The organism is Rhodopirellula sp. P2 (genome assembly GCF_028768465.1).
Classification (GTDB): domain Bacteria; phylum Planctomycetota; class Planctomycetia; order Pirellulales; family Pirellulaceae; genus Rhodopirellula.
Map to the genome: position 1 here is coordinate 37,912 of NZ_CP118225.1, position 25,156 is coordinate 63,067.

Annotated in this window: 16 protein-coding genes and 1 pseudogene; 5 read left to right on the forward strand and 12 right to left on the reverse strand. The window is 58.1% G+C overall.

Features of this window, described 5'->3' with window-relative positions; all coding sequences use genetic code 11:
• Positions 1 to 18 precede the first annotated feature (18 nt).
• The 11 genes and pseudogenes from PSR62_RS00045 to PSR62_RS00095 form a co-directional block, all read right to left on the reverse strand.
• Positions 19 to 1,308 carry a DUF1559 domain-containing protein gene (locus tag PSR62_RS00045; protein WP_274405794.1) on the reverse strand — a complete coding sequence of 430 codons (1,290 nt, stop codon included), beginning with the start codon at positions 1,306 to 1,308 and terminating at the stop codon, positions 19 to 21.
• Positions 1,309 to 1,433: 125 nt separating this feature from the next.
• Positions 1,434 to 1,616: a hypothetical protein gene (locus PSR62_RS00050; protein WP_274405795.1), complete on the reverse strand. Its 183-nt coding sequence runs from the start codon at positions 1,614 to 1,616 to the stop codon at positions 1,434 to 1,436.
• A 1,046-nt stretch (positions 1,617 to 2,662) separates the two neighbouring features.
• Positions 2,663 to 3,442 carry an NRDE family protein gene (locus PSR62_RS00055; RefSeq protein ID WP_007328055.1) on the reverse strand — a complete coding sequence of 260 codons (780 nt, stop codon included), beginning with the start codon at positions 3,440 to 3,442 and terminating at the stop codon, positions 2,663 to 2,665.
• 291 nt (positions 3,443 to 3,733) lie between these two features.
• Positions 3,734 to 4,582, reverse strand: coding sequence for a sugar phosphate isomerase/epimerase family protein (locus PSR62_RS00060; protein ID WP_274405796.1), 849 nt, complete (start codon positions 4,580 to 4,582; stop codon positions 3,734 to 3,736).
• A gap of 36 nt (positions 4,583 to 4,618) precedes the next feature.
• The gene (locus PSR62_RS00065) at positions 4,619 to 5,335 is read right to left on the reverse strand and encodes a hypothetical protein (RefSeq protein ID WP_274405797.1); all 717 of its coding nucleotides are present in this window, start codon (positions 5,333 to 5,335) and stop codon (positions 4,619 to 4,621) included.
• 78 nt (positions 5,336 to 5,413) lie between these two features.
• The gene (locus PSR62_RS00070; RefSeq protein ID WP_274405798.1) at positions 5,414 to 6,592 is read right to left on the reverse strand and encodes a hypothetical protein; all 1,179 of its coding nucleotides are present in this window, start codon (positions 6,590 to 6,592) and stop codon (positions 5,414 to 5,416) included.
• Positions 6,593 to 6,600: 8 nt separating this feature from the next.
• Positions 6,601 to 7,470 (reverse strand): CAP domain-containing protein, encoded by an 870-nt coding sequence (locus tag PSR62_RS00075; protein WP_274405799.1) that lies wholly within the window; start codon positions 7,468 to 7,470, stop codon positions 6,601 to 6,603.
• Between the two features lie 445 nt (positions 7,471 to 7,915).
• Positions 7,916 to 9,706 (reverse strand): DEAD/DEAH box helicase, encoded by a 1,791-nt coding sequence (locus tag PSR62_RS00080; protein WP_443217469.1) that lies wholly within the window; start codon positions 9,704 to 9,706, stop codon positions 7,916 to 7,918.
• Positions 9,707 to 9,840: 134 nt separating this feature from the next.
• Positions 9,841 to 10,435: pseudogene (locus PSR62_RS00085) on the reverse strand (hypothetical protein).
• A 295-nt stretch (positions 10,436 to 10,730) separates the two neighbouring features.
• Entirely contained in the window at positions 10,731 to 12,173 is a 1,443-nt protein-coding gene (locus PSR62_RS00090) for a trypsin-like peptidase domain-containing protein (RefSeq protein WP_338020259.1), read from the reverse strand.
• Positions 12,174 to 12,500: 327 nt separating this feature from the next.
• Positions 12,501 to 14,723 carry a tetratricopeptide repeat protein gene (locus PSR62_RS00095; protein ID WP_274405804.1) on the reverse strand — a complete coding sequence of 741 codons (2,223 nt, stop codon included), beginning with the start codon at positions 14,721 to 14,723 and terminating at the stop codon, positions 12,501 to 12,503.
• 225 nt (positions 14,724 to 14,948) lie between these two features.
• Here PSR62_RS00095 and PSR62_RS00100 point away from each other — a divergent pair, with 225 nt between their 5' ends.
• From PSR62_RS00100 to PSR62_RS00115, 4 genes are all read left to right on the forward strand, one after another.
• A complete protein-coding gene (locus tag PSR62_RS00100; RefSeq protein WP_274405805.1) occupies positions 14,949 to 15,725 on the forward strand; it encodes a hypothetical protein in 777 nt (258 codons plus the stop codon).
• A gap of 124 nt (positions 15,726 to 15,849) precedes the next feature.
• Entirely contained in the window at positions 15,850 to 16,713 is an 864-nt protein-coding gene (locus PSR62_RS00105; protein ID WP_274405806.1) for a Nif3-like dinuclear metal center hexameric protein, read from the forward strand.
• 69 nt (positions 16,714 to 16,782) lie between these two features.
• Positions 16,783 to 20,499 carry a preprotein translocase subunit SecA gene (secA, locus tag PSR62_RS00110; protein WP_274405807.1) on the forward strand — a complete coding sequence of 1,239 codons (3,717 nt, stop codon included), beginning with the start codon at positions 16,783 to 16,785 and terminating at the stop codon, positions 20,497 to 20,499.
• Positions 20,500 to 20,823: 324 nt separating this feature from the next.
• Positions 20,824 to 22,137 carry a 3-deoxy-D-manno-octulosonic acid transferase gene (locus PSR62_RS00115; RefSeq protein ID WP_274405808.1) on the forward strand — a complete coding sequence of 438 codons (1,314 nt, stop codon included), beginning with the start codon at positions 20,824 to 20,826 and terminating at the stop codon, positions 22,135 to 22,137.
• Between the two features lie 187 nt (positions 22,138 to 22,324).
• Here PSR62_RS00115 and PSR62_RS00120 read toward each other — a convergent pair whose 3' ends face one another.
• Entirely contained in the window at positions 22,325 to 22,819 is a 495-nt protein-coding gene (locus PSR62_RS00120) for a hypothetical protein (RefSeq protein ID WP_338020260.1), read from the reverse strand.
• 285 nt (positions 22,820 to 23,104) lie between these two features.
• On the opposite strand from PSR62_RS00120, the gene lepA reads away from it, so the two are divergent.
• Positions 23,105 to 24,901 carry a translation elongation factor 4 gene (gene lepA / locus PSR62_RS00125; protein WP_274405810.1) on the forward strand — a complete coding sequence of 599 codons (1,797 nt, stop codon included), beginning with the start codon at positions 23,105 to 23,107 and terminating at the stop codon, positions 24,899 to 24,901.
• Positions 24,902 to 25,156: the final 255 nt, after the last annotated feature.

The window sequence follows — 25,156 nt, forward strand, 5'->3', positions numbered from 1 at the left end:
GAGGACTAAGACCGAGAATCAAAATTCCTGATCGATCACCTCTCTTGCACCACGGGTTCCCAGTGCCCCCCACAATCCATAGGGGCTGGCTGACCCAGGCGGATTGCTGCTCTCTTGCGAGGCGTTTCGATGCCAAACCGTTTCCGCCCGGCTGTTTCCGGCTTCGATCGAATCGGTGATGAACTTCACCGCCCCATCGGCCATCAACACGTGCACGCCGCCCTGGTGTCGACTGCTGGCAGTCGTGATGCCTTCCGTGCCATGGTTTCCGCCCAAGCAAACTTCACTGTTGGGCGGAAGGATGCACAGGAACTGAGAATAAAGCGGACGAAAATCAGCCCAGCGTCCACCGCGTGTCGTGGCACCACCCGAGGTCGTTGTGCCAGCCAGCCAAAACCCCGGACGGGCTGGATCGATCAGAGCATTGTCTTCGCAAGTCTTGGGATTTCCCATGATGCCGTTGCCCCACTGGCCACCGTGACCGCCGTTGTTTAGCGCGGCTGCCGAGCGGATGTCACGGTCGCCCAAGTCCGTGACGATTTCGCCACACATGATCGTGTTGGAAGTCCCATCAAGAATGTCTCGGAAACGAGTGTTGCCTCGGGGAACAAACACGCCGCGTAAGTTCGCCCGGCACTGGCGGACCAAATAGGTTTCATCCTGGTATCGCCATCGGCCTTGCCCGCCATGGAAATGCGAAGCACCAATCTGAGTTCGACTGGTCGCATCGCCAACGCAGGCAGCGTAGTTGCTTCGTCCAACCGTCGGCAGTCCCCGACCGGGATCACTGGGGCAACGATAAGTCGGCACATCGGTTCGCCAAGGCAAGTAGCGGACCGCGTAGGGTGCCGGCCCCATCGCGGGCCACGTTCGATTCGCTTCGTCGGTGAGTGGATTGGAGATGTGTTCCCACATCCCTTGCTGCTCAATGAACGGCAGGATGCCAACCGAGTAGCTCAACATGTGCCGACTGAATCCGACCGGCGGCGCAGGCGCGGTCCCGTGGTCATCCCCCAACGACCAAGAATCATTTGTTTCGTTGGTGGCCCCCGTGCCGTGCATCGGCAACTGGCTGAAGGCCGCGTGGTAATTGTGAACGCCCAAGCCAATCTGCTTGAAGTTGTTGCCACAACTCATTCGCCGAGCCGCTTCGCGAGCGGCTTGGACTGCGGGCAGCAGCAACCCAACCAACACACCGATGATCGCGATCACGACCAACAACTCGACCAAAGTGAAACCGCCGCGTTGACGATTCCCGTGGCCACTCCACGGAGGTGGAAGCCGACTTCCGCTTCTTTGAATAGACATTTCACCGAACTCGTAAAAAAGAGAAAACAATGAACGCTGGCGGCAATGAAGGCGGACAGCGTGAGATCCCGGTGAGGATTCGCAGGGTGGAACGGACCCCTGGCAGCGGCTTCAGACCGCCTGGATCAAGGAGCCAGTTTCTCGGCCTCCTCGGCGGCTTCCGCTTCTGCTCCCGCCATTGCCTCGTCGTAGGCCGCGAACGCGTCTTCATCTTCACTGATCACCGTGGGCTTCGCTTCACAGCCAACCCACATGCCAACCAGCAACAACGCCAACCAAGACCTGCCGAACAACGAAGCGACTTTCATCGTCCCTACCAATCACAACCGAGAGAACGGAGACGCAGACGCACAAAGGGGCGACAAGCCTCTTTGCGCACCAACAACGCGCCTGAGAACAACATCACAGCTGATAGTGGGGGATCCCCGCGGCGAAGTCAAACTCGATCGGAGCGACCTGTTCACGTCATCAAAAGTGGCGCAGCATTCGCTTGGGGTCCACCAAACCCCGCAGGTCAACAGATGACTCGTTTTCTTACCCGCGAAGGCGTCAAGATAGGTAGCGATCAAAGACTTCACGGGCATGAGCTTCGCTCTAAGAAAATCGCCCGAAAAATATTCTTTCAAGGACTTTTGGGCGAAGCCTTTGAAATCGACGCGTGAACCAGGAGGCTCCCCAGCGTTTTCGGCCCCGTCGCTGCAAGGGACATCGATTTCTTACGTAGGCCGGATCAAGCCGTTTCGGCGCCGCTCCGGCAGATGAACGGACCAGTCCGGGCAGGTCATTGCCGGATGCGCGTCGCAAAACCTCCTTCATCCGGCCTCCGTCGGCATGAGGCTGGGCGTTGCCCTGGGCTGGCAGAGGGCTGCCCCGTTGGGGCGAAGTCGCAGAATAAACTTGGCATCCGCAATCAGAGCGTCAATCGTGACGGTTTGTTGACTCAGTTCTCAACGACGTTTCAGCGCATGCAGGATGGGCACCCTTGCTCGTCAGAGTCGGTCAAGACCACCCATCACAACCCGACGAGCGAGGGACGCCCCCAACTCCCACGACGGCCCCCTCCGGGGCGACCGTTTGTTTTCCGGCACCGGTCTCTCGGGGCTTCCGCCCCGAGCTAAGCACGACGGCCCCATCCGGGGCGAAACCCAGACGCCAGCCACCATTTATTTTCGAACATCCCGTTTGGGGCGAAGTCGTGGAATAAAACCTGCGTAGTCCAAAGCGGCGTCAAGAAAGCCGCACGGCCTACCAAGGCGGGCAGTCAGCGCATGAAAAAACGCCAAGGCAACCAGCATGGCTGGTTGCGTTGGCGTGATGAGTTTTCAGTGCCGCCAAAGACGGCGACAATCAAAGATCAGGAGCCGACTTTGGCCTTGGTGCGAGCTTCCCGCAGACCACGACTGAGGATGTCTCGCAACATGGGCGAGTAATCCTCGTACTTGCTCTCGTCTGGTGCACCGCTGCTGAACTGATAGATCGCATCGCGTGGCTTCACCCCCAAGGCGATCAGCGTGCTGCTGACCGTGGCGTAGTCGCCATTGCGAATGACCATGCTGGGGCGACCTTGCCCAACCGGTGAACGAGCGAAGACCTTGCTGGCCACCGCCAGGAACTTCACGGGTGAGTCCAACGTCTGAAGGGTCAGAAGGCGGCGAGCCAATTGCACGCGACCGTCGTCCGGATCGTTCAAGTTGCGAGCCCCGATGATGTTCAGGCCCTCCTGCAACTCAACGACTTCCTGACGCTCGTCGGCGTGAATCGCAAAACCAGCCTTGGCATCCGCCAAGATGATGTTGCAACCCTCGTAGCGATTCTTAGCGAATTCAGCGTGGGCTTTTTCCAGTGCACGACGAGACGACGTGCAACGCAATAAGTCCATCGCCAATTGGCCACGAGACCGTTGACCGAACAAGGGCGTCGCGGTGGCGCGGTTGGTTAAACCAACAAACAACCCGTTTTGATTAACCCCCAACCAAGTTCCACCGGCCTTTTGGTCGATCCCACACAAAACGCGTGGTTTACCGGATTGGATGGACGGCGTTTGGCTCGGGCGGTCCACATACTCCTCGCGGTTGGCCGCAACGAGGATGGGACTTTCGGGAACCAAACGGTACTGAACAGCAAGCAAGCACATCTGGGAGACATCCAACTTTCAAAGATCGGTGATTTCCAGTCTCACGCACGTGATCTCTCGCCAATTGATCGGGGACCCCCCGGCGAGCCTGGTGCGATACACGTGGGAACAATGTAGCCACGCGAAATCCGCCACCACACCCCCGCCTGGGTGGTTTCGTAGATATTTCTCAGATCTGGCGCGGAAGACAACCGGTCAGGGAAGATCGACCCAAACCGGTGCTCTTTGCCGTTTAGGCAGCCTATTTCGGGCCCGGGCGAACCAGCGAGCCCGAAATCAGTGGGTCCAAGCTCAGGCTTTTCGGGCTGCGATTTCAGCCTTCATGAATTCCAGACCCTCTTTCGCGAGCGTCAATTCGTCGGTGAACATCTTCCGCCAGATCTTCGTGGCGGCGGCGATTTCCGGCAGAGCCAGCCCGAACGCTTCGATGGTCAGGTAGCCGTCGTAGCCCGATTTCACGATCGCATCGAAGTTCTCTTTCCAGTTCACGCCGCCCTTGCCAGGTGTGCTGCGATCATTTTCGCTGATGTGAATGTGGAACAACTTGTCGCCGCCGGCCAAGACCGCTTCGGTGACCGATTTCTCTTCGATGTTGCTGTGGAACGTGTCGTACATGATCCCGCAGGACGGATGATCGACTTCGCGAGCGAAACGGGCTGAGTCGCCATGGCAGTTCAGCAGGTAGCACTCAAAGCGGTTGAGGGCTTCAACACCCAATTTCACGCCCACGGTCTCGGCGTATTCCGCGGTGGCTCGCATCGATTCGACGCCCCACTTCCACTCGTCGTCGGTGGGCCCAGCGCCGCTGAACAACCCGATCGCCGAGTGATACGGACCGACCAAGATTTCGACTCCGGCGGCTGCACAGCAATCCAACGTCTTTTTGTTGAGCTCAACGCCTTTGGCGCGGACCGCGGCATCGGGCGAGATCGGGTTGTCTTCTTCGCCGCGAATCGTCACGGCAGTGCGTCCCAGTCCGAGCTCATCCAGACGTTTGCCAATCTTGGCGTAGTCCAGATCGAGGTTGAACATTGGCAATTCAACGCTGTCGTATCCGAGTCCTTTGAGCTGCTCGCAAACCGGCAACATTTCCTCGGTGACTTCGCCGGACCACAACAGCAGGTTCATGCCGTACTTCATGATGTTCTTCTCTACAGAGTTCTCGAAAGGGGAATTTCAACGCAGTTTTGTGTCACCAGGATTGGCTGGGGAAGCCAGCGTCAGCTCAGGATAAGCCATCGGGCGACCTCCAGGGGCGAGCAGACGTGCGTGATGAAGTCGCACCTCTCGGCGGGCTTTGGGCAGCCAATCGCGGACGGCATCCGGCAACGCCACCAACCCAACTCGGGCCATGACTTGGTTCAACCGCATCAGCAGTGTGTCGTCGTTCAAGTAATCGTACAAGAACCGGGTGGAAGCGAACCGCTGCAGCGTGGAGGGGATTTTGTCGGTCGATTTGCCCGTGATTTTCTGAACCGCGAGCGACATTTCGTCCAGGGGGACTTCCTCAAACAACGCGTAGTACCGCTCGCCAATCTCCGGTCGGTCCTCGATCAGATTTGAATCCAACAGCATCTCGATCAGAATGTGACCGACGAAACTGGGGCGAAACCCAGCGTCACCTGGCAACAGGTCTCGCAACTGCACGGCGAACTCCAGGTTCATCCGGGCGAACGTTTCGCCTCCGTGAAACCAGTGGTCGTCATCGATGTGTGCCAGCACCCCGCGAGCGACTTGTTGAAGCACCGGATCGGCGTCGTCGACAAACGGCGCCGCCAATCGTCCGCGGGCTCGAATCTTGCGATCGATCACCGACAAAAAATCGGGGATGCCCGTCGAAACCGCCATCACAGGATGTTCCAAGTAGGGGATGGCGTGACACAGAAAATTCATGGGCAGATCTTCATCGATCGGCAAGAGAAGGCGAACGGAGTCTCGAACGAATGACGTTCCGATGTGAGTTGGGAACGGTCAACGCGTTGTGCTGCCCGTTGCGTCGGACGGCAACGATGCCGAGTGCCATTGCCCCAACCACTGCATCATCGACCACCGCAGATCGGACTGGTGCTCGGCGATCGCATCGTTCAATCGGTCCGCCAGTCGAGCATTCTCTTTCTTCAACCACAACCGAATCAGCGTGTCCTCGGCCAGGTTGCCAAGCTCCTCCGCCGCGTCGCCACCCAGCTTGCTGATCCGTTCCACGTTGAAACGATCCATTCGCACATTGGCCTTTGCCACGTGCACGTCCAACTGAATCGCGGGAGGCACCTCGCTGTAATCGGCTGACATGCTGATCACAAACTGGCACTCCAAGTTCACATCCATCGTGCCATCCACGCTGATGCTGAAAGCCTGCAGGCCCAGATTCCAACGTTCCAATCGAGTGTGAAATTTCGCAGGGGTTCGCACGACGGCGTCGACCAACCAACCGGGATTGCCGGCCGGCGTTGTCGAAGGCACCACGGACCGAATCGTCAGCGGCGATTGGGCGACCGGGGATTGGGCCAGCCTTCCCGAGGCGCCGAGGGGCAGGGTGGCAGGCCATGCCAATGCGGAAAACAGACCGGTGTTGGCGGACGAGCTGAGGTCATGCTCGGCCCTCCCCTCACTTCGCTCGACCCTCCCAGAGGGAGGGTGAAGGGTTGGTTTGGCTTGTTCGGCCCTAGAAGGAGGGCGAAGTGTTGGTTCGGCTTGTTCGGCCCTAGAGGGAGAGTGGAGGGTTGGTTCGGCTGTTGAGATGGGGCGTTGCAGCTCAGCGAGTTCCGGCAACGAGATGTCGTAGCGGACCCAGCGTCCATGCCGGACATCGCGTCGGCGGCGATTGGTTTTCAGTTTCCAACCATCGCGACGAACTTTGACGCCCGCCCAAAGCGACTTGGTGTTGCCCCAATCGTCGTCGCCATCGAAATGATCAGGCACGTGTTTGAGAAGCTGATCGGCCAACCACTGCACGGATTGGCGAGCCTGATCGGGCGTCATCTCAAAGCTGGTGGCCGGCGGCAACGCTGCCGTGGTGCTGGAACGCTCTGCCGCAACAGGCCAGTCGTTCGCCGGCGCGGTCAGCGGAACTTGCCCACTGCATCGCGCCAAACATCCAATGCAACCCGATGGCACAACCGCCGACTCAGCAAGAGCGACGGCCATCACCATCGCGGGGATCAGCGATACACGACGCAGAAATAAACGCCATCGCGACCACGCGCCATCGCGGCACCTGCCACTCGCATGTTGGGATCGCTGGTGTAACAAGCCGAGACTCCGGCGGGCGTGTGGGAACTGCTCCACCCGACGCCTTCATAACGTCCGGGGGCAAACGATCCCGACGGATGAGTTTTCAAACCCGTCGACGCCATCAACTGAGCGCGTCGTTCCGCGACCGCTTGCAATTGCGGATCATACGCAAGACCACGCAGTCCCTGTCGAGACCGTTGTGCGTTCAAAGTCGACAAGACGCTCGAAACCGCACCGCCCACGCGATGCGAATGGGTCGCTGAATGCGAGACCGGCGTCACCGCCGGCTGGCTCGGTTGTTGAATCACCTGGCCATGCTGGATCGCAGGGCTTTGCGAAACCACCTGGCTGCCGCCAATCGTTTGGCCGACGTGAACCGGTTGGCTGCTGTGAAACACTTGCGTTCCACCAACGACTGGGCTCCCTGGGTGAACGATTCGGCCGTGCTGCACGAGCTGGCTGTGTTGCACGGGCTGCCCATGTTGCACGGGTTGGCTGTGTTGCACAGGCGTTCCCACCGAAACGGTTTGGCTGGAAACAGCTGACTGCATCACCACGCTTCGATTCTGCCCGCAATTGGTGCAGCCGGATCCAGTGGGGATCGTCGTCCTCTGAACCACTCTGCCATTGGCAGCGTGGGCTTCCGTCGAGGTCGCCAACATCGATCCGCAGGTGATCCCACCGATCGCGATCAAGGCCGGCAGGTGAGGCACAAACAACCGAGGCACGAGACCTTGTACGAGTTTGGCCAACGGGTTCCGTCCTGCGAAACGAGACGCTTCAAACAATCGAGACATTCGACACTCCTAGAGAAAAGGAGCCGGTGGAGCCATTCCATGGTCCAAGAACAAGTCACTTCCGTGTGCAGCACCGGCGAGATTCCGTCGCCGCGAACCATTGCGATTCCCCGCATCGCGAAAAGCCCTGTTCTGGCAAAAAGTGCTTTTCATCGCGGCTTGCGCTGACGGAGAGCGACGGAAGTCACCATCTGTTCACCACTTAGAAATGAAGCGATCGCCCGAAGAAGTTCCCAAGGTCTTTCGGGTGAGGCCAGGCCACCTGTCAAACTGGGCAAACCTGCCGCAGTCAAAAGGACGCCGCGAGCCTGGACATCAATGCGCAAACTCGGCCAGTTGCTGCAACTTCACCCCCGTAGCCGGATTCGCCAGAATTCGGACTGCCAACCAACTCGAGCCTCTGAATTCTGGCGAATCCAGCTACGACCTCTTCAACGGCCTCCACTCAGGCCACCTTCTTGCCGCCCGGTGCTCGCAAGTCGAACAGTCCGAAGATCTCGTCCCGTGACAGACCACCGGCCTGGGACAACGGTCCCGACTTCGCCGGTCCATCGCCCGCGGCGTTCTTGGACGCATCGCGTTGGTCCGCGAACAGCATGTCAAACATCTCGCGTTTCTGATCCAGCACCGCCGCGATGCGTTGCTCGATCGTGTTGACCGCCATCATTCGCGTGACCGTCACGCTGCCAGCCGCTCCGATGCGGTGGGCTCGATTGATCGCTTGATCCTCAATCGCGGGGTTCCACCACCGATCAAACAAAAACACGTACCGGCAAAACTGCAGGTTCAAACCCACGCTGCCAGCGCCATAGCTCATCAAAATAATGTGGCTGTTGGGATCGTTTTTGAATTGCTCGATCACGCCTTCGCGTTTCTTGTGCGGGATCTTGCCGTGGTATTCCAGCGGCCCAAACCGTTCCAGCGTTGGACGCATCTTGTCAATCGTCTTGGTCCACTGACTGAACAGGATCGCCTTCTGTCCGCTGGCAGCGACCTCTTCCATGTCCGCTTCGAGACGCTGCAGTTTGGCGCTGGAATTGGTCACCGGATCGAAGTTGCAAATCTGTTTGAGCCGCAACACCAACTCGAACACGTGTTGCACGGTCAGAGACTCTTCCAGTTCCTCCAGATGAACCACGCCTTCCTTCTCAGCGGTGTCGTAGCGAGCCCATTGTTCGGGCGTCAGATCAATGTCGGCGTCGCGATAAAGCTTGGGCGGCATGTCTTCGAGCACCATGTCTTTGGTGCGTCGCAAGATGTAGTCCCCCGCCATGCTCGCCATCTGCGACATCGGCATGCCGGTCTGCAAGTACCCCGGTGAGAGAAAGTCAAAGATGCCGACCAAATCATCGGGCGAGTTTTCGACGGGCGTTCCGGTCAGAGCCCACGACCTGGTTCGCGGGATGGCGCGAACGATTTCGCTGGTCGAGTTGTTGATGTTCTTGATTCGCTGAGCTTCGTCGAGCGCCACCAAGTCAAAGTGCAGCCCGCCCTCGAGCACAATCTCTTTGTCTCGCATCAACAATTCGTAGTTGGCAATCTTCACCGGCACATTGGGCTCGCGCCACTGGAACTCTCGTTTGGCCGCGTTGCCTTCGATTGCAACCACGGGAATCTCCGGCGCCCAAACGCTGAACTCGCGCAGCCAGTTGCTGACCAACGGCTTGGGGCAAACCAACAACACGCTGCGCAGTTCCCCGCTGCACAACAGCATCCGCATCGTGCTGATCGCTTGCATGGTTTTGCCCAGCCCCATCTCATCGGCCAGCACGCAGGCATACCGAGGAAACAAGAACGCGATTCCATCGAGCTGATAGGGAAACGGTTCGAACGGAAAGTTCAATTGCCCGCTGCCGACCAGCAAATCCAATGGCGGTTGCAACAAGTAATACAACCGGTCCTGCAACTTCACGATGTCGTTGGGTGGCTTGATCCGCGAACGCTTGCCCATCGATTTGCGACGCTTTTTGAAACCTTCGTCTTCGGTTTCAGTTTCGGATTCGCCTTGTCCCTCGGGACCGATGGAACCAGCCACGGCGGGCGTGGGTTTCTCAGTTGGCTTGGGAATCCAAGACGCCGACTCGGGAAACAAGAACCCGGTTGTCTTGGCAACCAGCGGCGGCAATTTGATCGGCACACGCATCGGCTGCAGCGCCGGCAACGTCCACTCGTTTGTTTCCAACTCAAAAGCCGTCGCGGCATCCCAACTGTTGGTGCCGTCGATCTCACACAGCATCGTGGGACGCGGTGTCGAAGTCACCGGTGAGGACGCGGTTGGCGGGACTGCGTCAACAGCCAGCGTCGAGGGCAACGACGTCCTGGATGCGTCCAGCGAATCATCTGCAACCGGAGACGATTTTCGGAACCACACTACGCTGCCCTCGCGATTTGGGACTGAGCCTCTCGGATCGCTTCTCGAATCCGCTCGAAAGGTTCCATCACATCGGGGAAGTCACTCATCTGCTGAGTGACCTGTTCGGCGGCTTCCATTTGCTCCATCGCCACCAACACGGATGCACCACGAACTTTCATCGCACAGTGCCCGTCGGGTTCTCGCGCGACGTAAGCTTTGCCATCGTTTTCCGGCGTGGCGACAAACCCGATCGTGCAACTGGCATCCGCCATTTGCAGGGACTCCGTTTGCTCACACATCAACATGGAGATCGGTGTGCGGCATTTCTTCAAGAGCGTGGGTCCGATGACGTCGCAAATCAGATGCTGACGCAGCGTGTTGCCAAACAAGATTTCGTGAGCCTTGGTTGGACGCAGCGGCAACGTGCACTGGAACTCCAGAGGCCGACCGCCTCCGTTGAGGACAAGCAATCCGCCCGTCCAACCGGTGCGTTCTTGTTGAACGATCGTGAAATAACCAAGCGTCGCAGGTGCCAATTTCGACTCCATCGTGGATTCGATCGGATGATTGATTGAGGTAGGTCGTCAAAGTTTCGCGGGCGAACGGACGCAATCGACATGCGGGTGTCAACTGCGTCCGCCCACTCGACGAATGGACGATCGATCACGTCCCGGCTGGGTCGACGAACGAGCCCGGTGCATCTGCGGAAGATGCATCCGACTCGTTCGTCCCAGGACGAATCGATCGTTGAGTCAAGAAAACAGCGGCGTGAGCCGTTTGGCGGTCTGGGAAAGCGAATGATGAGGTCATCACCGTGGCGAAAGTCGTCAAGACTTTCGGGATTTCGTCGAGCGAGTCGAAACTCTTGACGAATTTCGCGTCCCGAACCATTTGCCGTCACGGCCTTCTAGCGTCGTGTCAGCTGGTTCCCTTGCGAAGCCAATTGAAGATGGCCATACAACGTCTGGTCTTTTCGAACGAGGTAGAACTTGGCCTTCGAACCGCGGCGGATATTGGGTTGGTCGAGAATCTCGGCCAAGTCTTCCAGCCCGGCGGTTTGCCAAACGTGAATCCCCAGCAGAACGTCGCCCGCCGTGATCCCTTGTTCGCTCGCCGCGGAACCGGCCCGCACATCGGTGACAATCAAACCACCGCGATAGTTGGTTCGCAGTCGTGAATTCATGCGACGCACAAACGACTCGCCAGCGGGTCGGACCGAGACGCCCACCACTTGCCACGCCAGGGCGGCGGCCGGGTCACCAAATTCTTGCGACGAAACAGCGGTCGCCAATTGCGTTTGAAAGAACTCGCCGTCGCGTTCGAATTCGACCTGCATCGGATCCCCTGGCCCAACTTCCAGCACCGACAACGCGTAGTTGAGTGGATCCGCAATGTCTTGTTGGTTGATTCGCACCAAGCGATCGCCTGCCTGCAGGCCAGCCTGTTGTGCCGAACCACCGTCGGACAATCGCGTCACCTGCAACCCACCACGCGAGACTGCCGATCCATCCATTCCGATCACCATCCGGCGATCGTTGTGGCGGTTGATCATCTCCGTCACGGTGTCGAGCACCTGATCAATTGGAATGGCAAACGCAATCTGTTGAGCACCGACGCGAACGGCAACGTTCACACCGATCATTTCACCATCGATGTTCAGCAGTGGACCACCGGAGTTGCCGGGGTTGATGCCGGCACTGGTTTGAATCAGATCGCGGTACTGCTGTGTCTCGTTGACCGGCACATCGCGGTGCAGAGCACTGATGATGCCTTCGGTGCTGGTGTGGACGTAACCAAACGCGTTGCCGATGGCGATGACCGTTTCACCGATCATCAAATCATCGCTGTGACCACGTGGGATCGTTGGGAACGGGCCTTGGCCTCGCAATTTCACCAACGCCAGATCGCTTTGTGGATCCGAGGCGATCAAATCGGCTCGGGTGGCTTCGCCGTTGTGCAACGTCACGTTGAGTTCGTTGACGTCTTCGACCACGTGGTAATTCGTGATCACATAACCACGCGGATCGATCACGACCCCTGTGCCCATGCCGTTGACTTGGCGAAACGAATCCGGCGCCCCACCAGCCATGCTGGCCGCGGTGGTGCGAATCGTTTTTTGACCGTGCAAATTCACCACCGAGGGGGAAGCACGACGAATCGCGGTCACCGTGGGCGTTTCACGCAACGATCGCGATGACCGACTGGTCGATCGCACGTCCCGAACGCTTGCATCGCTGGAGCGAAAGCTGGTCGCCGTCACGCTCTGCAAGTCATCGGCTGACACCGAATCATTGCTGCCGAAGCCGACGGTCAATCCCGCCAGCAACCCCATCGACAGCAACACACCCATGGATGGGGAACGATGCACCGACACGTCGTGACGTGAAGGCGAATGTTTTAGAAACCAACGCATGCAATCCCCGCACTCACGCAATCAAGCGGAAGTCATTGAAACAACCGGAACAACACACTGCCAAGGCAGCATCTTGCTCCTGTGATGTCACTCGCCCGATCCGACAAAGCGGAACCAAGCGGAGTGACCGGTACGAGGGTTACCATCGGACATCGCCGCAAGGTCGCTTGATCAGTGACAGACCGCGCCGCAAGGTTTGCCAAACTTCACAATTGGCAGAAAATCAAGGATTTGATTGAAGACAAAAACTTGAGCCAACCGGGTTCAATTGTCGAGAAAACTCAGGGGCCCATCGGGTGGCACCACGCCCAACCGGCGTTGCCGATCGGTCAGTTCTGAAGGCGACGCCTTGGTGATCGGAAGGACCACGTGGGGCAGTTCTCCCAACGTTTTGCCGGGATTGGCGTCCAACCAAGCGTTCTCGAATAACTTCAACTGACGTCGCAGAGGCGGCGAGTTGGGTGTCAGTTCGACCGCTTTCCGCTGCGTCACAATCGCGGAGGGCAAATCGCCCACCGCGAAATAACAACGGCCGCACGTGTCCAACAAAGCCTCACTGCCAGGACTCATCTCCAGCGACTCGATGCTGCGTTTCAGCGCTTTGTCGTAGTCGCCTTCGGTGTTGCTGACCAACCAAGCGTATTGGTTGTAGAAATTTGCCAGCAACAAATCGCGAATCGCGGTTTGCCGCCCGGGACGACCGTTGCCGGTCTCGCGAAACGTTTGCTGTGTTTCCTCGATGTCTTCGTCGATTTCCGCCAACACGGATTGGATCTGGCTGGTCACGTCGTCCTTCCACGCCTCGTTCCACTCCATCCGGTACATCGCGATCAGAATGTCGATGTTCTCCGGGTTCATCGAAAAAGCGGACTGCATTCGTTCGCTGGCCGCGGCTTTGTCCTCGCGGTTGGCGAGGTCCAATCCGGCTTGAAAATCCAGATGACTGCGAAGCGATTGGTAATCAAAGTCATGAGCCATCAGCTTGTGCCGAAAGTCATCGTCTTTCTCCATTCGTTCCACGAGCGGCTGCAGCAACGCAACGACTTGCCCGGGCAGTTGCAACTCGGCCAAGTGTTCCGCCAGCTCCCACCGCGCCGTCGCAGAAGACACGTCGTGCAGCGGCAACTCGTCAATCAGTTTGCGATACTCGTTCTCCGCCCAATCCGACAACCCTCGGTCGATCAAATCTGCCGCGATGCGCAGATGGGCTTCCGCATGGCTCTCCAACAAAACCGGGTGCAGGGGAGGCTGCCCTGATCCTTCCGAGTTCACGACCGGATTCAGCTCCAACGCCTGCTGGGCTCGTTCAGCTGCCAACGCCGGTTGCCCCGATTCCAACAAAGCCTCCGCCGAGGCATACATCAAAGAAGGCGACTTCTCAAACAACGATTGGTGCTTGGCGTGAGCCGCGGTGATGACATCAAACAGTTTGTGATCGATTGCCCACAACGCCGCGTCCGTCAACTCACGTGTGCGTGGCGGAATGACATCGATGTGCTGCGAGAGGAATCGTGAAGCGTCGTCGACTTGCCCCAGCACCCGGGCTCGTTCCGCGTTCAACCACGTCAGCCGGAACATTTCGTTGCCGCTGATCATCGCTCCAGGAGCAATCAAACCACGAGCCACGTCTTGCGGCGACGCACCGTCATCCATGTCCCAGCTGGATTCCATCTCCTCAATCAGCTTGTTCCAGCCATCGGCTTCAAAACGCCCCGATTCCAACTCCTTCGCGTATTGCCTCATCCACAGTCCGCTGAACTGTGTGTCCTTGGCAAACACTTGCTGCAGATGCGTCACCATCAGCGAACGGTCGTGAGAACTCAGCCCCAACCAATTGTCGTTTTCCGAATTGGGGGCATCGGAAGCGGCATCTTCGCGGGCATTGGCTGGGGCCCATTCCGAACGCAACTCCAACGTGGCGCGGACGGGTTGTGCGAGCAACGCCATCGCGGCGAAACGGCTGAGCGTCGGCTCGGCTTCGTAACGCGTCAAACGAACGAGCGCCGGGAACGATTCCATCGTTGGCAGTGAGGCCAGTTCGCCAATGCGTTGTCGACGGGACATCACGGAACGCGACCCGTACTCATCCAAGATCTCCTGCACGACGGGCGAGTCCGTGTTGACCGACCAAGGCACCTCGACACCGCTGGTCAGTTTGCGAGCCACAATCGCAATTTCGCTGTCGGGATGCTTGCGAGCTTGTCGCAACGCGTCGAACGCCGCCAAGCCAATTCGCGACAAACGCAGACGACACCGAACCCGCGTGGCGTAACTCTCCGATCCCAGGCCTTCGATCAGCGCCGCAATTTCGTCATCGTCGACGACCGGCACGGTGCGAAGCCATTCGCTGTCGGCCATCGCAGCAGGGCTCATCAACGCCCCCCCGCCCGGGAGCGATAACCCAGCCAAGGGGCCGAGAAGAACGCTCAAAACCAAGCAGCCAAACGCCTTTTTCGCGGGCTGGGAGGAGAGATTTTGGATTCGCATCGTTAGGACTTCGTGTGAACGAGAGAACCGGTCCAAAAAAATTGCATTCCGAATTGTAGCAACCTGGGACGACCACACGCGTTTCTCACTGATGACTTTCCCCCGCAAACGCCCCCTTTGAATTCGACGCGTCAACGTTTTGTTTGATTCCCCCGGTGCAGACAACTAAGCTGCAACGGTCTGTTGTTGAACCATCCGCTCTTCCGTCACAGGGTCCCCGTCGCGATGAAGATTCGCCTTGCCTCGCCACTTCTCCTTTTCGCCTTGGCGATTGGCTTTTTGAGCACCACCCAGACCAACACCGTCTCGGCCCAATCTGCTGTGCTGGCGGAAATCTACGGCCGAGGTGTTCATGCCTACAACGCTGGAAACTACAGCAAGGCCTATGAGCTGCTCTCAATGGCCATCGACAACAACATCCGTGACCCGCGGGCGTATTACTTCCGTGGACTGGCCGCCAGCGCCAACGGAATGGGCTACGCCGAAGGCGATTGGCAAATGGGTGCGGAACTGGAAGCACGCGGCGGCGACGCGCGATCGATCGGCCGCGCCCTGTCTCGCATTCAAGGCTCCCAGCGTCTGAAACTTGAAGCCATTCGCGAAAAAGCTCGTTTGCAAGCACTCGCGACCGGAGCCGCTCGCTCGACCATTCGTGCCAATGAATTGTCAGCCCAAGGCGGTCAGCCCGCAGCTGCTTCCGGAGCCCCTGCGATGCAACGTGGTGCCACGCCACCACCGGCCCCCGCCTCCGATGACAATCCCTTCGCTGACGATTTGGCAGGCGAAGCTCCCGTGGTGGAATCCAACGACGCCCTGGAAGGCGCGATGGACAATCCGTTGGCCACCGAAGCGGCTGCCTCCGACGCCCCCGCTGCTCCCGCCGATGGTGGTGCCAGCCCGTTTGAAGGTGGCGCTGCTCCTGACGATCCATTCGCCCCCGCCGGAAACGACGACCCGTTTGCTCCCGCTGGTGGTGGTGACGATCCGTTCAGCGGATTTTGATTTGGAAAGCGTTCGCGTCTGAAACGTGAGCCTTTGATCCCCCAGATTCGTTGTTCCCACAGCGATTCGGTGACCTTAAAGTGTGTTCCTTCGAGCACCTTTCCTCCCAACGGTCGCGAATCCTGTGTCTCCCACCATCGAATCGATTTGCCAATCCCTGTCCTCCATCGCTCCTTTGAAGCTGGCGGAGGAATGGGACAACGTGGGCCTGCTGCTGGGAGACCGCTCCGCGGAAGCTCACCGGATCCTGACCTGTTTGACAATCACCCCCGCGGTGGTCGAAGAAGCGACGGAATTGGCGGCGAATCTGATCGTCGCCCACCATCCGCTGCCATTCAAACCGATGAGCCGGATCACAACCGATTCCGCCGCCTCCGCCATGGTTTGGAATCTGTGTCGAGCCGGAATCGCGGTCTACAGCGCTCACACCGCCTACGATTCAGCTCACAAAGGCATCAATGAGCAGTGGGCAAACCGTCTCGGACTGAGCTCGATCACCCCCCTGACGCCGTCCATCGAAGACCACACGGTCGGTTCGGGCCGCTACGGCGAGCTCCCAGAACCGATGACGGCGAGAGAGTTTTTGGCGTTTGCCGCAAAATCATGTGGTTCCTCTCGGCCTCGTTTGGTGGGTGATTTTGAACGCCCCGTCCGCCGAGTTGCGATCGGCTGTGGCAGCGGAGGCTCGTTCGTCGGTGCCGCTCGCCGACGCGGATGCGATGTTCTGCTAACCGGCGAAGCCACGCTGCACACGTGTTTGGAAGCAGAAAACACGGGATTAACGATGGCTTTGGTCGGCCATTACGCCAGTGAACGCTTCGCGATGGAAACGCTGGCCGAACAGCTTCTGCAAGAGATCCAGCCGCTGCACGAAACCTTTGCCGGCGATCAAGACCCGTCGACTCCGGATCCAACGGGCAATTGGGTCCGTAGTAGCCAACGCGAACAAGATCCGATCGCAGTTGACCCAATTTCCCTGAACCCGTAACGTTGGAAGTTGGCATGGTTTACGTAAGCCGCACGCTTTCACCCCCCAATCGCACTGATTTGATCTTTTATGTCCATCCTGGAACGTCTTTGGGACCTCCTTGGCCTCGTCTTCGGTAGCACGTTTGAGCGTGTCGGCAGCCTGGCCACCAGTGTGTTTGGGTCCGCCAATGCCCGGCAAGTCGCGAAACTACAAGAATCCGCCGACCGAATCACGGCGATGGAACCCAAGTACGCGGCGCTGTCGGACGACGAGCTTCGCGAACAGACCAAACTGTTTCGCAAACGCCTCCGCGAAGGCGAAACCCTCGACGACATCATGGAAGAAGCCTTCGCCGTCTGTCGCGAAGGCGGCAAACGATTCCTGGGCATGCGTCACTACGACGTCCAGTTGATCGGCGGCATGGTGCTGCACTCCGGCGCGATCGGTGAAATGGTCACCGGGGAAGGCAAAACCCTGGTCGCCACCTTGCCCGCTTACCTGAACGCGCTCGAAGCCAAGGGCGTTCACGTCATCACGGTCAACGACTACTTGGCCCGCCGTGACATGGAGTGGATGGCGCCGCTGTACATGAATCTCGGCCTGACCGTCGACGCAATCCAGTCCGGAATGTCGACCAGCGAAAAACAAGCCGCTTACCAGTGCGACATCACGTACGGAACCAACAACGAATTTGGTTTCGATTACTTGCGTGACAACATGCGTCCGGCCGCCAAAGGCGATGACCGCTTCCCCAGCGAAGTGCAGCAGTGCCAAGGCCCGCTGAACTACGCCATCATTGACGAAGTGGACAACATTCTGATCGATGAAGCTCGGACACCACTGATCATCAGCGGTCCCGCCGACTTGGATCTGGGACGTTATGGCGAAGCCGATCGGGTCGCTCGTCAACTGAAAAAAGAAGAGCACTTCACCGTCGACGAAAAACAACACAACGTCACCCTCACCGACGAAGGCGTTCGCGCCGCGGAAGAATTGGCGGGCGTCGAGAGTTTCTACACCGCGGGCAACATGGAATGGCCGCACCTGATCGACAACGCTCTGAAAGCACACTTCCTGTACAAATTGGACGTCAATTACGTCGTCAAAGACAAACAGGTTGTCATCGTCGATGAGTTCACCGGTCGTTTGATGGACGGTCGCCAATGGAGCGATGGCTTGCACCAAGCGGTCGAAGCCAAAGAAGGCGTGCCGATCAAACAAGAAACGCAAACCTTCGCCACCGCTTCCCTTCAGAACATCTTCAAGATGTACAAGAAGCTGTCCGGGATGACCGGGACGGCCATGACCGAAGCGGACGAGTTCTGGAAAATCTACAAACTCGACGTGGTCGCGATTCCGACGCATCGCGGAATGCAACGGATCGAACATCCCGACCTGATCTACTTGACCGAAAAAGACAAGTTCAACGCCATTGCCGACGACGTCGAACGCACCCACAAGTGGGACGTTCTGGTTCTGAAAGACGGCACGGAGATCTGGGGCCACATCAAATCGGAATCGGATTCGGCAGTCGAACTGCTCCCCAAAGGCGAGAAGCAAACCGAGTCGTTCCCCCGTGAAAAAGTGGTTGCGATCGAGCGAGCCGGTCGGCCGGTCCTGGTCGGTACCGTCAGCATCGAAAAGAGCGAACGCCTCTCAGCACTGCTGGAACGCCGCGGCATCAAACACGACGTCTTGAACGCCAAGCAACACGGCCGGGAAGCGGACATTGTCTCGCAAGCCGGTCGCATCGGCGCCGTCACCATCGCCACGAACATGGCCGGTCGCGGTACCGACATCATTCTCGGTGGTAATCCAGAGACGCTCGCCTGGTCTCAATTGCAACACAAGTACGCGACACGACTGGAAGTGCCGGACGCCGAGTGGAAAGCACTCGTCGACGAAATTGACGAACGCGAAAACATGAGTGCCGAGGGCAAGATCGTTCGCGAAATCGGTGGCTTGTACGTGCTCGGGACCGAGCGCCACGAATCACGCCGAATTGACTTGCAGCTTCGCGGTCGTTGTGGTCGTCAAGGCGACCCCGGCGGCAGCCGATTCTTCTTGTCGCTCGAAGACGACCTGATGCGGATTTTTGCTGGCGACTTCGTCAAAAGCATGATGGAACGCATGGGCATGAAAGAGGGCGAAGCGATCGAATCATCGCTGGTCACCCGCCGGATCGCTGCGGCTCAAAAGAAGGTCGAAGAACGCAACTTCGAAATTCGAAAGAGCTTGCTCGAGTACGACGAAGTGATGGACGAACAACGCAAACGCGTCTATCGCTATCGCCAAAACCTGCTCGACGGGCACAGCTCGCGAGAAATGTTGCTGACGTTGATTCACAACGAAATCCAATCGCACGTCGACACGTTCCTGGATCCCAACTACGGCGTGGATACCTTTGCCTCGTTCGCCGGCGGAAAGTTGGGTTGCCAACTGGACGCACGCGATTTCCAGAACATGGATTTCGAAATGGCGGACACCTACGCAAAGGATCAAGCCGAACGTGCTTCCGAAGTCACGGTCGGGGAAGCGGTGGAAGAGAATCTTCCCGAAACGATGGAAGACGAGTGGAACTGGAAGGCGATGGCCACCTGGGCCAACACGCGTCTGAACACGAACTACCAAGACCATCAGCTGAAGAACAAAGACCGCGAAGAGATGATCGACGAATTGATCGCTCACTCGCACAAACAAATTGAAGAGACGGATCTGTCCGAAGGCGAACCTTTGCTGGAAGCCGACTACGGCCTCCGTGTGCTGTGCGCTTGGATGCGACACAAATTCGGCATCGAAACCACTCCGGAAGAATTCCGCGATGTGGAAGATCGTCGCCAGGTCACCGAAGAACTCAACCGTCGTGCCGAAGCCGCCTACACCGAGAAGGAAGCCGAGTACCCGGTCCTGACCGGCATCTCGCGTTTCACCGACAAACAAGGTGCCCAAGTTTCGCTCGATCGCGAAGGGCTGGTCGACTGGGTCCACGGTCGTTTCAACCATGAACTCAGCGTCGATGAGGTCAAACTCAATCGGGATGACCTGAAGGTTCAGCTGATTCAGTACAGCAAACAAACCGCCAGTGCCTCGGGTGCAATGCTCGAACAAGCGGCTGCCAAAGTCCAAGATTTGTTTGGCACAGCCGATGCTGACGTGACCGCGACACTCGCCAGTGGCCAGTCCGGCAAACTGGAAGCCTTGGCGACCTGGTTGCAAGAAGAACTTGGCAATCGCAACACCGCCGAAGACCTCTCGCGGATGAACCGTGCGGAGCTGACTTTGGCCGTCAACGGTGCTGTCGACGACAAGTTCCACCCCGAAATGCGTCGAATGGAACGTCAGATTTTGCTGAACATTGTCGACGACTCGTGGAAAAACCACTTGTTGACGATGGACCATTTGCGAAGCAGCGTCGGCCTGAAAGGCTACGCCCAAATGGACCCCAAGGTGGAATACAAACGCGAAGGCATGCGTCTGTTTGAATCCATGTGGGATTCGATCGGGGAACGTGTGACGGACCTGATCTTCCGCATGGAGTCCTTCAACGACGACTTCATCCGCAGCACGTGGGTCGACGCGCGAACACGTCACGACGACGCTCACGAAGCAGGCCGTTCGGCACAACAAGCCGCGCAAATGGAATCCAACACCGCCGCTCAACGTGCCGCCGCGGGAAGCGAAGGCCGAGCCGAGGGCAGCGTTGACACCGTTCGAGTCGAAGAGCCTCGTATCGGTCGCAATGCCCCATGCCCCTGTGGCAGCGGCAAGAAGTACAAGAGCTGCTGCATGCGTCGCGACGGCTGATCAAACAAGTGGCACAGGCTTCCAAGCAGGTACGCAGGTGTCATCGGGTATGTGAGCCGCTGGCGTTAGCCACGGTTTTCACGCACAACCGGGGCGAACGCCCAAACGGCTCACATGGTTGCGTTGGATCACTCCTACCGACCTGCTTAGCCTGTGAAAAAGAGTAGAAAGGATTTGATGTGGGCCCTCGCTCACGCGTCGGGTTAGCATTCCCATCCTCGTCTGATGTGAACCAATCCAACTCGGGGCGCCCCGCATGGTTTCGCTCAAACAAAGAGTTCGTTCCCCGACATCAACGTTCCGCTCCTGCCAAGGAAGGCAACCATGTGGCTCAACCTCGCCTACGCCGCTGCCCTGACAGCGGTCTCGCCATTGGTTTTGCACCGGATGATCCGCCACGGACGCTATCGCCGCGGCGTCGGTCAGAAACTGCTGGGACTGTCGCCCGAACGCGCCGCTGAAATCCGCGGTGATGCCGAGCGAACCATTTGGTTGCACGCGGTCAGCGTCGGCGAAGTCAATTTACTTCCCGAACTGGTTCGCCGATTCGAGAATCAGCATCCTGAAATCGCACTGGCGATCAGTTCCTCCACCGACACCGGTTACGACCTCGCTCGCAAGCACTTCGGTGATGAACGCGTCTTCTTCTGCCCACTGGATTTCAGCTGGGCCGTTCGTCGCACGCTGAAGAATCTCCGCTGCGAACAATTGGTGCTGGCGGAACTGGAACTGTGGCCCAACCTGATTCGCTGTGCCCAAGAAGCAAACTGTTCCGTCCATGTCATCAATGGCCGACTCAGCGAAACCAGTGCGGGACGCTATCAACAGTTTGCCAAGGTCCTGCGTTCCACGTTCGCGCGTTTGGATTCCGTGGGCTGCCAAGACACATCGGCAGCCGAGCGTTTCATTGCTTGCGGAGTCGCCCCCGAAAACGTCACCGTCACGGGTTCCCTGAAATTCGACAACGCACCTCGCACACGGGACACCACCGAAGTCAACGAACGAATCAATTGGTCCGGGATCGATCCTTGGCACCGAGTGTGGTGCTTTGGCAGCACCCAAACTGGCGAAGAAGCGATGGCTCTGCGTGTCTACGATCGCCTTCGATCTCAGCACCCCGAACTCCGCCTGATCTTGGTCCCGCGTCACGTCGAACGATTCGAAGAGGTCGCCGAACGAATTCAATCCCAAGGCCTGTCCCCCATTCGTCGCAGTCGCAATGAAAGCCAATACGCCGATCAATGGGATTCCGACGAAGTCATTTTGATTGACACCATCGGCGAACTTCGGCACTGGTGGGGCGTCAGTCACATCGCCACCGTCGGCGGCAGCTTTGGCGATCGAGGCGGCCAAAACATGTTGGAACCCGCGGGTTATGGCTGTGCCGTGTCCTTCGGCCCCAACACGAAAAACTTCGACACGATCGCCAAGCAATTGATCGCCGCGGAAGCCGCGATTCGCGTGGCGGACGAAGCCGAACTCGAACAGTTCGTGGCACGCTGTCTGACCGACATCCAGGCTGCCGATTCGCTCGGCCAAGCCGCTCGCGAGTTGGTCAACCAACACCGGGGCGCGTATCAAAAGACGGTGGAGATGTTGTTGCCCACGAAAGTCAAACCGCTTCAACGAGCCGCCTAGCCCTGGGCGGTCAATACATCGGCCTTCCAGAGGAAAAAGACTTACGCAAGTTTTGAAGTTGCGCTTTTGCATTCGGTTTGTTGGCCAACGGCCTTCGTCATCGTAGCCTGGGGCATCGCCCCAGGGATCGAGAATGAACGGGAATTGGTTGGCCAACGGCCATCATCAACCCACACGTCAACCTGGCTCAGCGGTTCTGAGTCGCCCAAGGTGCCGAAGCCGCGTCCCAGCCATTCTGGCCACCCGCTTGGGGTTGGGCATTGTAGTTTTGCGGCTGATAAACGTTTGGGTTGTAAGCACCTTGCTCGCCATAGCCCGCGTTGGGCTGGGCGGCGGGGTAGTTGTTGTACCCTGGGGTTTGGTTGGAGTTGGGCACGTTGTAATTCGGCACGCCGTAGCTTGGCGTGCTGTACCCGGCACCTTGCACTGGCTGGCCACCTTGTGGCGGCCAAGCATTCGGATTGGTAGGCGCACCGCCGGGATAGTAGCCACCTTGGCCTTGATCCGGGTATCCGCCTGGTTGTTGAGCAACCTGCTGTTGAGCGGCTTGCTCGCGTTGCCGTTCGTCGAGAATGTCTCGGCCTCGGTCAATCGCGGACCGCGTGTCGCTGCGGATCTCTGTTTTGTTGATTTCAATGCGAGTTTTGTCGCCATCACGCTCGATGGTGAACCATCCTGCCATGAAAGCTCCACCGATGGCCAAGCCGAGTAATAGTATTGTTCGCATGACACATCCTTGAAAACAGAAAAGACGAAACGGTCCTCCGAACGTTCGATCATCTCGAAGATCGAGTTTCGGCGGAAGATCAATTCATCAAGCTGAATCGGCATTCCGAAACTGGAAAATCCAGCCCTTCCCGAATTTTCCGTCAAATCGTCGCAATCCGTTGCCTCCGCAAATCCCTGTTGAATCAACACCTGATTCACTACGATGGGACGTCCCCGCCGCGTCGCACGAAACGAAACCATGAAACACATTCGCAATTTTTGCATCATCGCCCACATCGATCACGGCAAGTCCACCTTGGCGGACCGGCTGATCCAATCCTGCGGCGGTGTGACTCAACGTGAGTTTCACGATCAAATGCTCGACTCGATGGACATCGAGCGGGAACGAGGCATCACGATCAAAAGCAACACGGTCACGCTGAACTACACGGCGAAAGACGGTGAGGCGTACCAACTGAATCTGATCGACACGCCCGGCCACGTTGATTTCTCGCACGAAGTCCGCCGGTCGCTGATGGCCTGCGAAGGGGCTCTGATGGTCGTCGACGCCTCCCAGGGGGTCGAAGCTCAAACCGTCGCCAACCTGTACCTGGCGCTCGAATACGACCTGGAACTGCTGCCGGTCATCAACAAAATTGATTTGCCCGCCGCCGATGTCGACCGCGTTCGCGGAGAAATCGACGAGGACCTGGGACTGGATCCCTTCGTCGCGATTCCGGTTTCCGCCAAAACCGGCCAGGGAATCGAAGACGTGCTCGAAGGAATCGTCAAGAACCTGCCCGCTCCGCAGGGCGACCCCAAGGCACCACTGAAGGCGTTGGTGTTTGACGCCTTCTTCGACAAGTATCGCGGTGTGATCCTGCAATGCCGTGTCATGGAAGGAACCCTCAAACCCAAAGACGAGATCCACTTCATGCACGCCGATCGCGACTTCACCGTCGACGAACTCGGCTACAACCAATTCAAGCTGGTTCCCAAGAAGGAACTGGCCGCGGGCGAAGTCGGCTACATCGTCGCGGGCGTCAAATCGGTGCAAGACATCGAAATCGGCGACACGATCACGCTGGCCAACCACCCCGCGAAGGAACCAATCCCCGGTTATCAACCCGCACGCCAAGTCGTGTTCTCGTCGGTTTATCCGATGAGCACCGACGAATACCAAGACCTCACCAAGGCACTCGAGAAGCTCTCGATCAACGACGCCGCACTGACGTTTGAAAAAGACAGCTCTGCGGCACTGGGATTTGGCTACCGCTGCGGATTCCTCGGCTTGCTGCACCTGGACGTGGTGCAAGAACGCTTGCAGCGCGAATTTGACATCGGACTGGTCATCTCGGCTCCCTCGGTGCAGTACAAAATCAAACTCAAAGATGGCTCCACGCAGGACGTCGACAACCCGACCTACTGGCCTGATCCCTCGACCATTGACTCGGTCAGCGAGCCTTACATCAAAGCTCAGATCTTGATCCCAGAGGAGTACGTCGGCCCGGTGATGGAACTTTGCCGAGAGCATCGGAGCGAGAGCCAAACGATGAACTACTTGTCAGCCGGACGCTTGGAAGTCACCAGCGAAATGCCGCTGGGCGAAGTCCTGTTCGACTTCTATGGCAAGCTGAAGATGATCACGCGTGGTTATGGATCGTTCGACTACGTGCCGATCGAGTACCGCAAAACCGACATCGTCAAAGTTGACATCCTGGTCAACAAGGAGCCCGTCGACGCGCTCGCTTACCTCGTGCACCGTGACAAATCACGCGCACGTGCCATGCACTACTGCGAGCAACTCGCCGAAGCGATCCCACGTCACCAGTTCAAGATTCCGATCCAAGGTGCGATCGGTGGCACCGTGATCGCACGAACCACGATCGCCCCGTATCGCAAAGACGTGACCGCAAAACTTTACGGTGGCGATGTGAGTCGCAAGAAGAAGCTGCTGGAAAAACAGAAGAAAGGCAAAGCCAAGATGAAACAGTTTGGCAGCGTCAACATCCCGCAAAAAGCCTTCATCTCCGTGCTCCGCACCGACAAAGACTGATCAGGCAGGAACGATTGGTTTTCACCCTGTGAGCCGTTTGGGCGTTAGCCCCGGTTGTGCGTAAAAACCATGGCGAACGCCAAACGGCTCACATACCCGATGACACTGCGTCCCTGCTTCAGTGTCAGAAAATCGGCACTCGCCGACGTTTCAGCTCGTGCCAATTCGTCGTCACCTCTCTGCCAACTTGGTTGACATCGCGTTCACGCAGAAGACTTCACCCTTCCTTGGGGAGTTGGTGCCTACACAGTTCGA

Coding starts and splice junctions, on each gene's coding strand:
- PSR62_RS00045 (WP_274405794.1), bottom strand. CDS start 1,308: ATGTCTATTCAAAGAAGCGGAAGTCGGCTTCCACCTCCGTGGAGTGGC.
- PSR62_RS00050 (WP_274405795.1), bottom strand. CDS start 1,616: ATGAAAGTCGCTTCGTTGTTCGGCAGGTCTTGGTTGGCGTTGTTGCTG.
- PSR62_RS00055 (WP_007328055.1), bottom strand. CDS start 3,442: ATGTGCTTGCTTGCTGTTCAGTACCGTTTGGTTCCCGAAAGTCCCATC.
- PSR62_RS00060 (WP_274405796.1), bottom strand. CDS start 4,582: ATGAAGTACGGCATGAACCTGCTGTTGTGGTCCGGCGAAGTCACCGAG.
- PSR62_RS00065 (WP_274405797.1), bottom strand. CDS start 5,335: ATGAATTTTCTGTGTCACGCCATCCCCTACTTGGAACATCCTGTGATG.
- PSR62_RS00070 (WP_274405798.1), bottom strand. CDS start 6,592: ATGGTGATGGCCGTCGCTCTTGCTGAGTCGGCGGTTGTGCCATCGGGT.
- PSR62_RS00075 (WP_274405799.1), bottom strand. CDS start 7,470: ATGTCTCGATTGTTTGAAGCGTCTCGTTTCGCAGGACGGAACCCGTTG.
- PSR62_RS00080 (WP_443217469.1), bottom strand. CDS start 9,706: ATGCTGTGTGAGATCGACGGCACCAACAGTTGGGATGCCGCGACGGCT.
- PSR62_RS00090 (WP_338020259.1), bottom strand. CDS start 12,173: ATGGGTGTGTTGCTGTCGATGGGGTTGCTGGCGGGATTGACCGTCGGC.
- PSR62_RS00095 (WP_274405804.1), bottom strand. CDS start 14,723: ATGCGAATCCAAAATCTCTCCTCCCAGCCCGCGAAAAAGGCGTTTGGC.
- PSR62_RS00100 (WP_274405805.1), top strand. CDS start 14,949: ATGAAGATTCGCCTTGCCTCGCCACTTCTCCTTTTCGCCTTGGCGATT.
- secA (WP_274405807.1), top strand. CDS start 16,783: ATGTCCATCCTGGAACGTCTTTGGGACCTCCTTGGCCTCGTCTTCGGT.
- PSR62_RS00115 (WP_274405808.1), top strand. CDS start 20,824: ATGTGGCTCAACCTCGCCTACGCCGCTGCCCTGACAGCGGTCTCGCCA.
- PSR62_RS00120 (WP_338020260.1), bottom strand. CDS start 22,819: ATGGCAGGATGGTTCACCATCGAGCGTGATGGCGACAAAACTCGCATT.
- lepA (WP_274405810.1), top strand. CDS start 23,105: ATGAAACACATTCGCAATTTTTGCATCATCGCCCACATCGATCACGGC.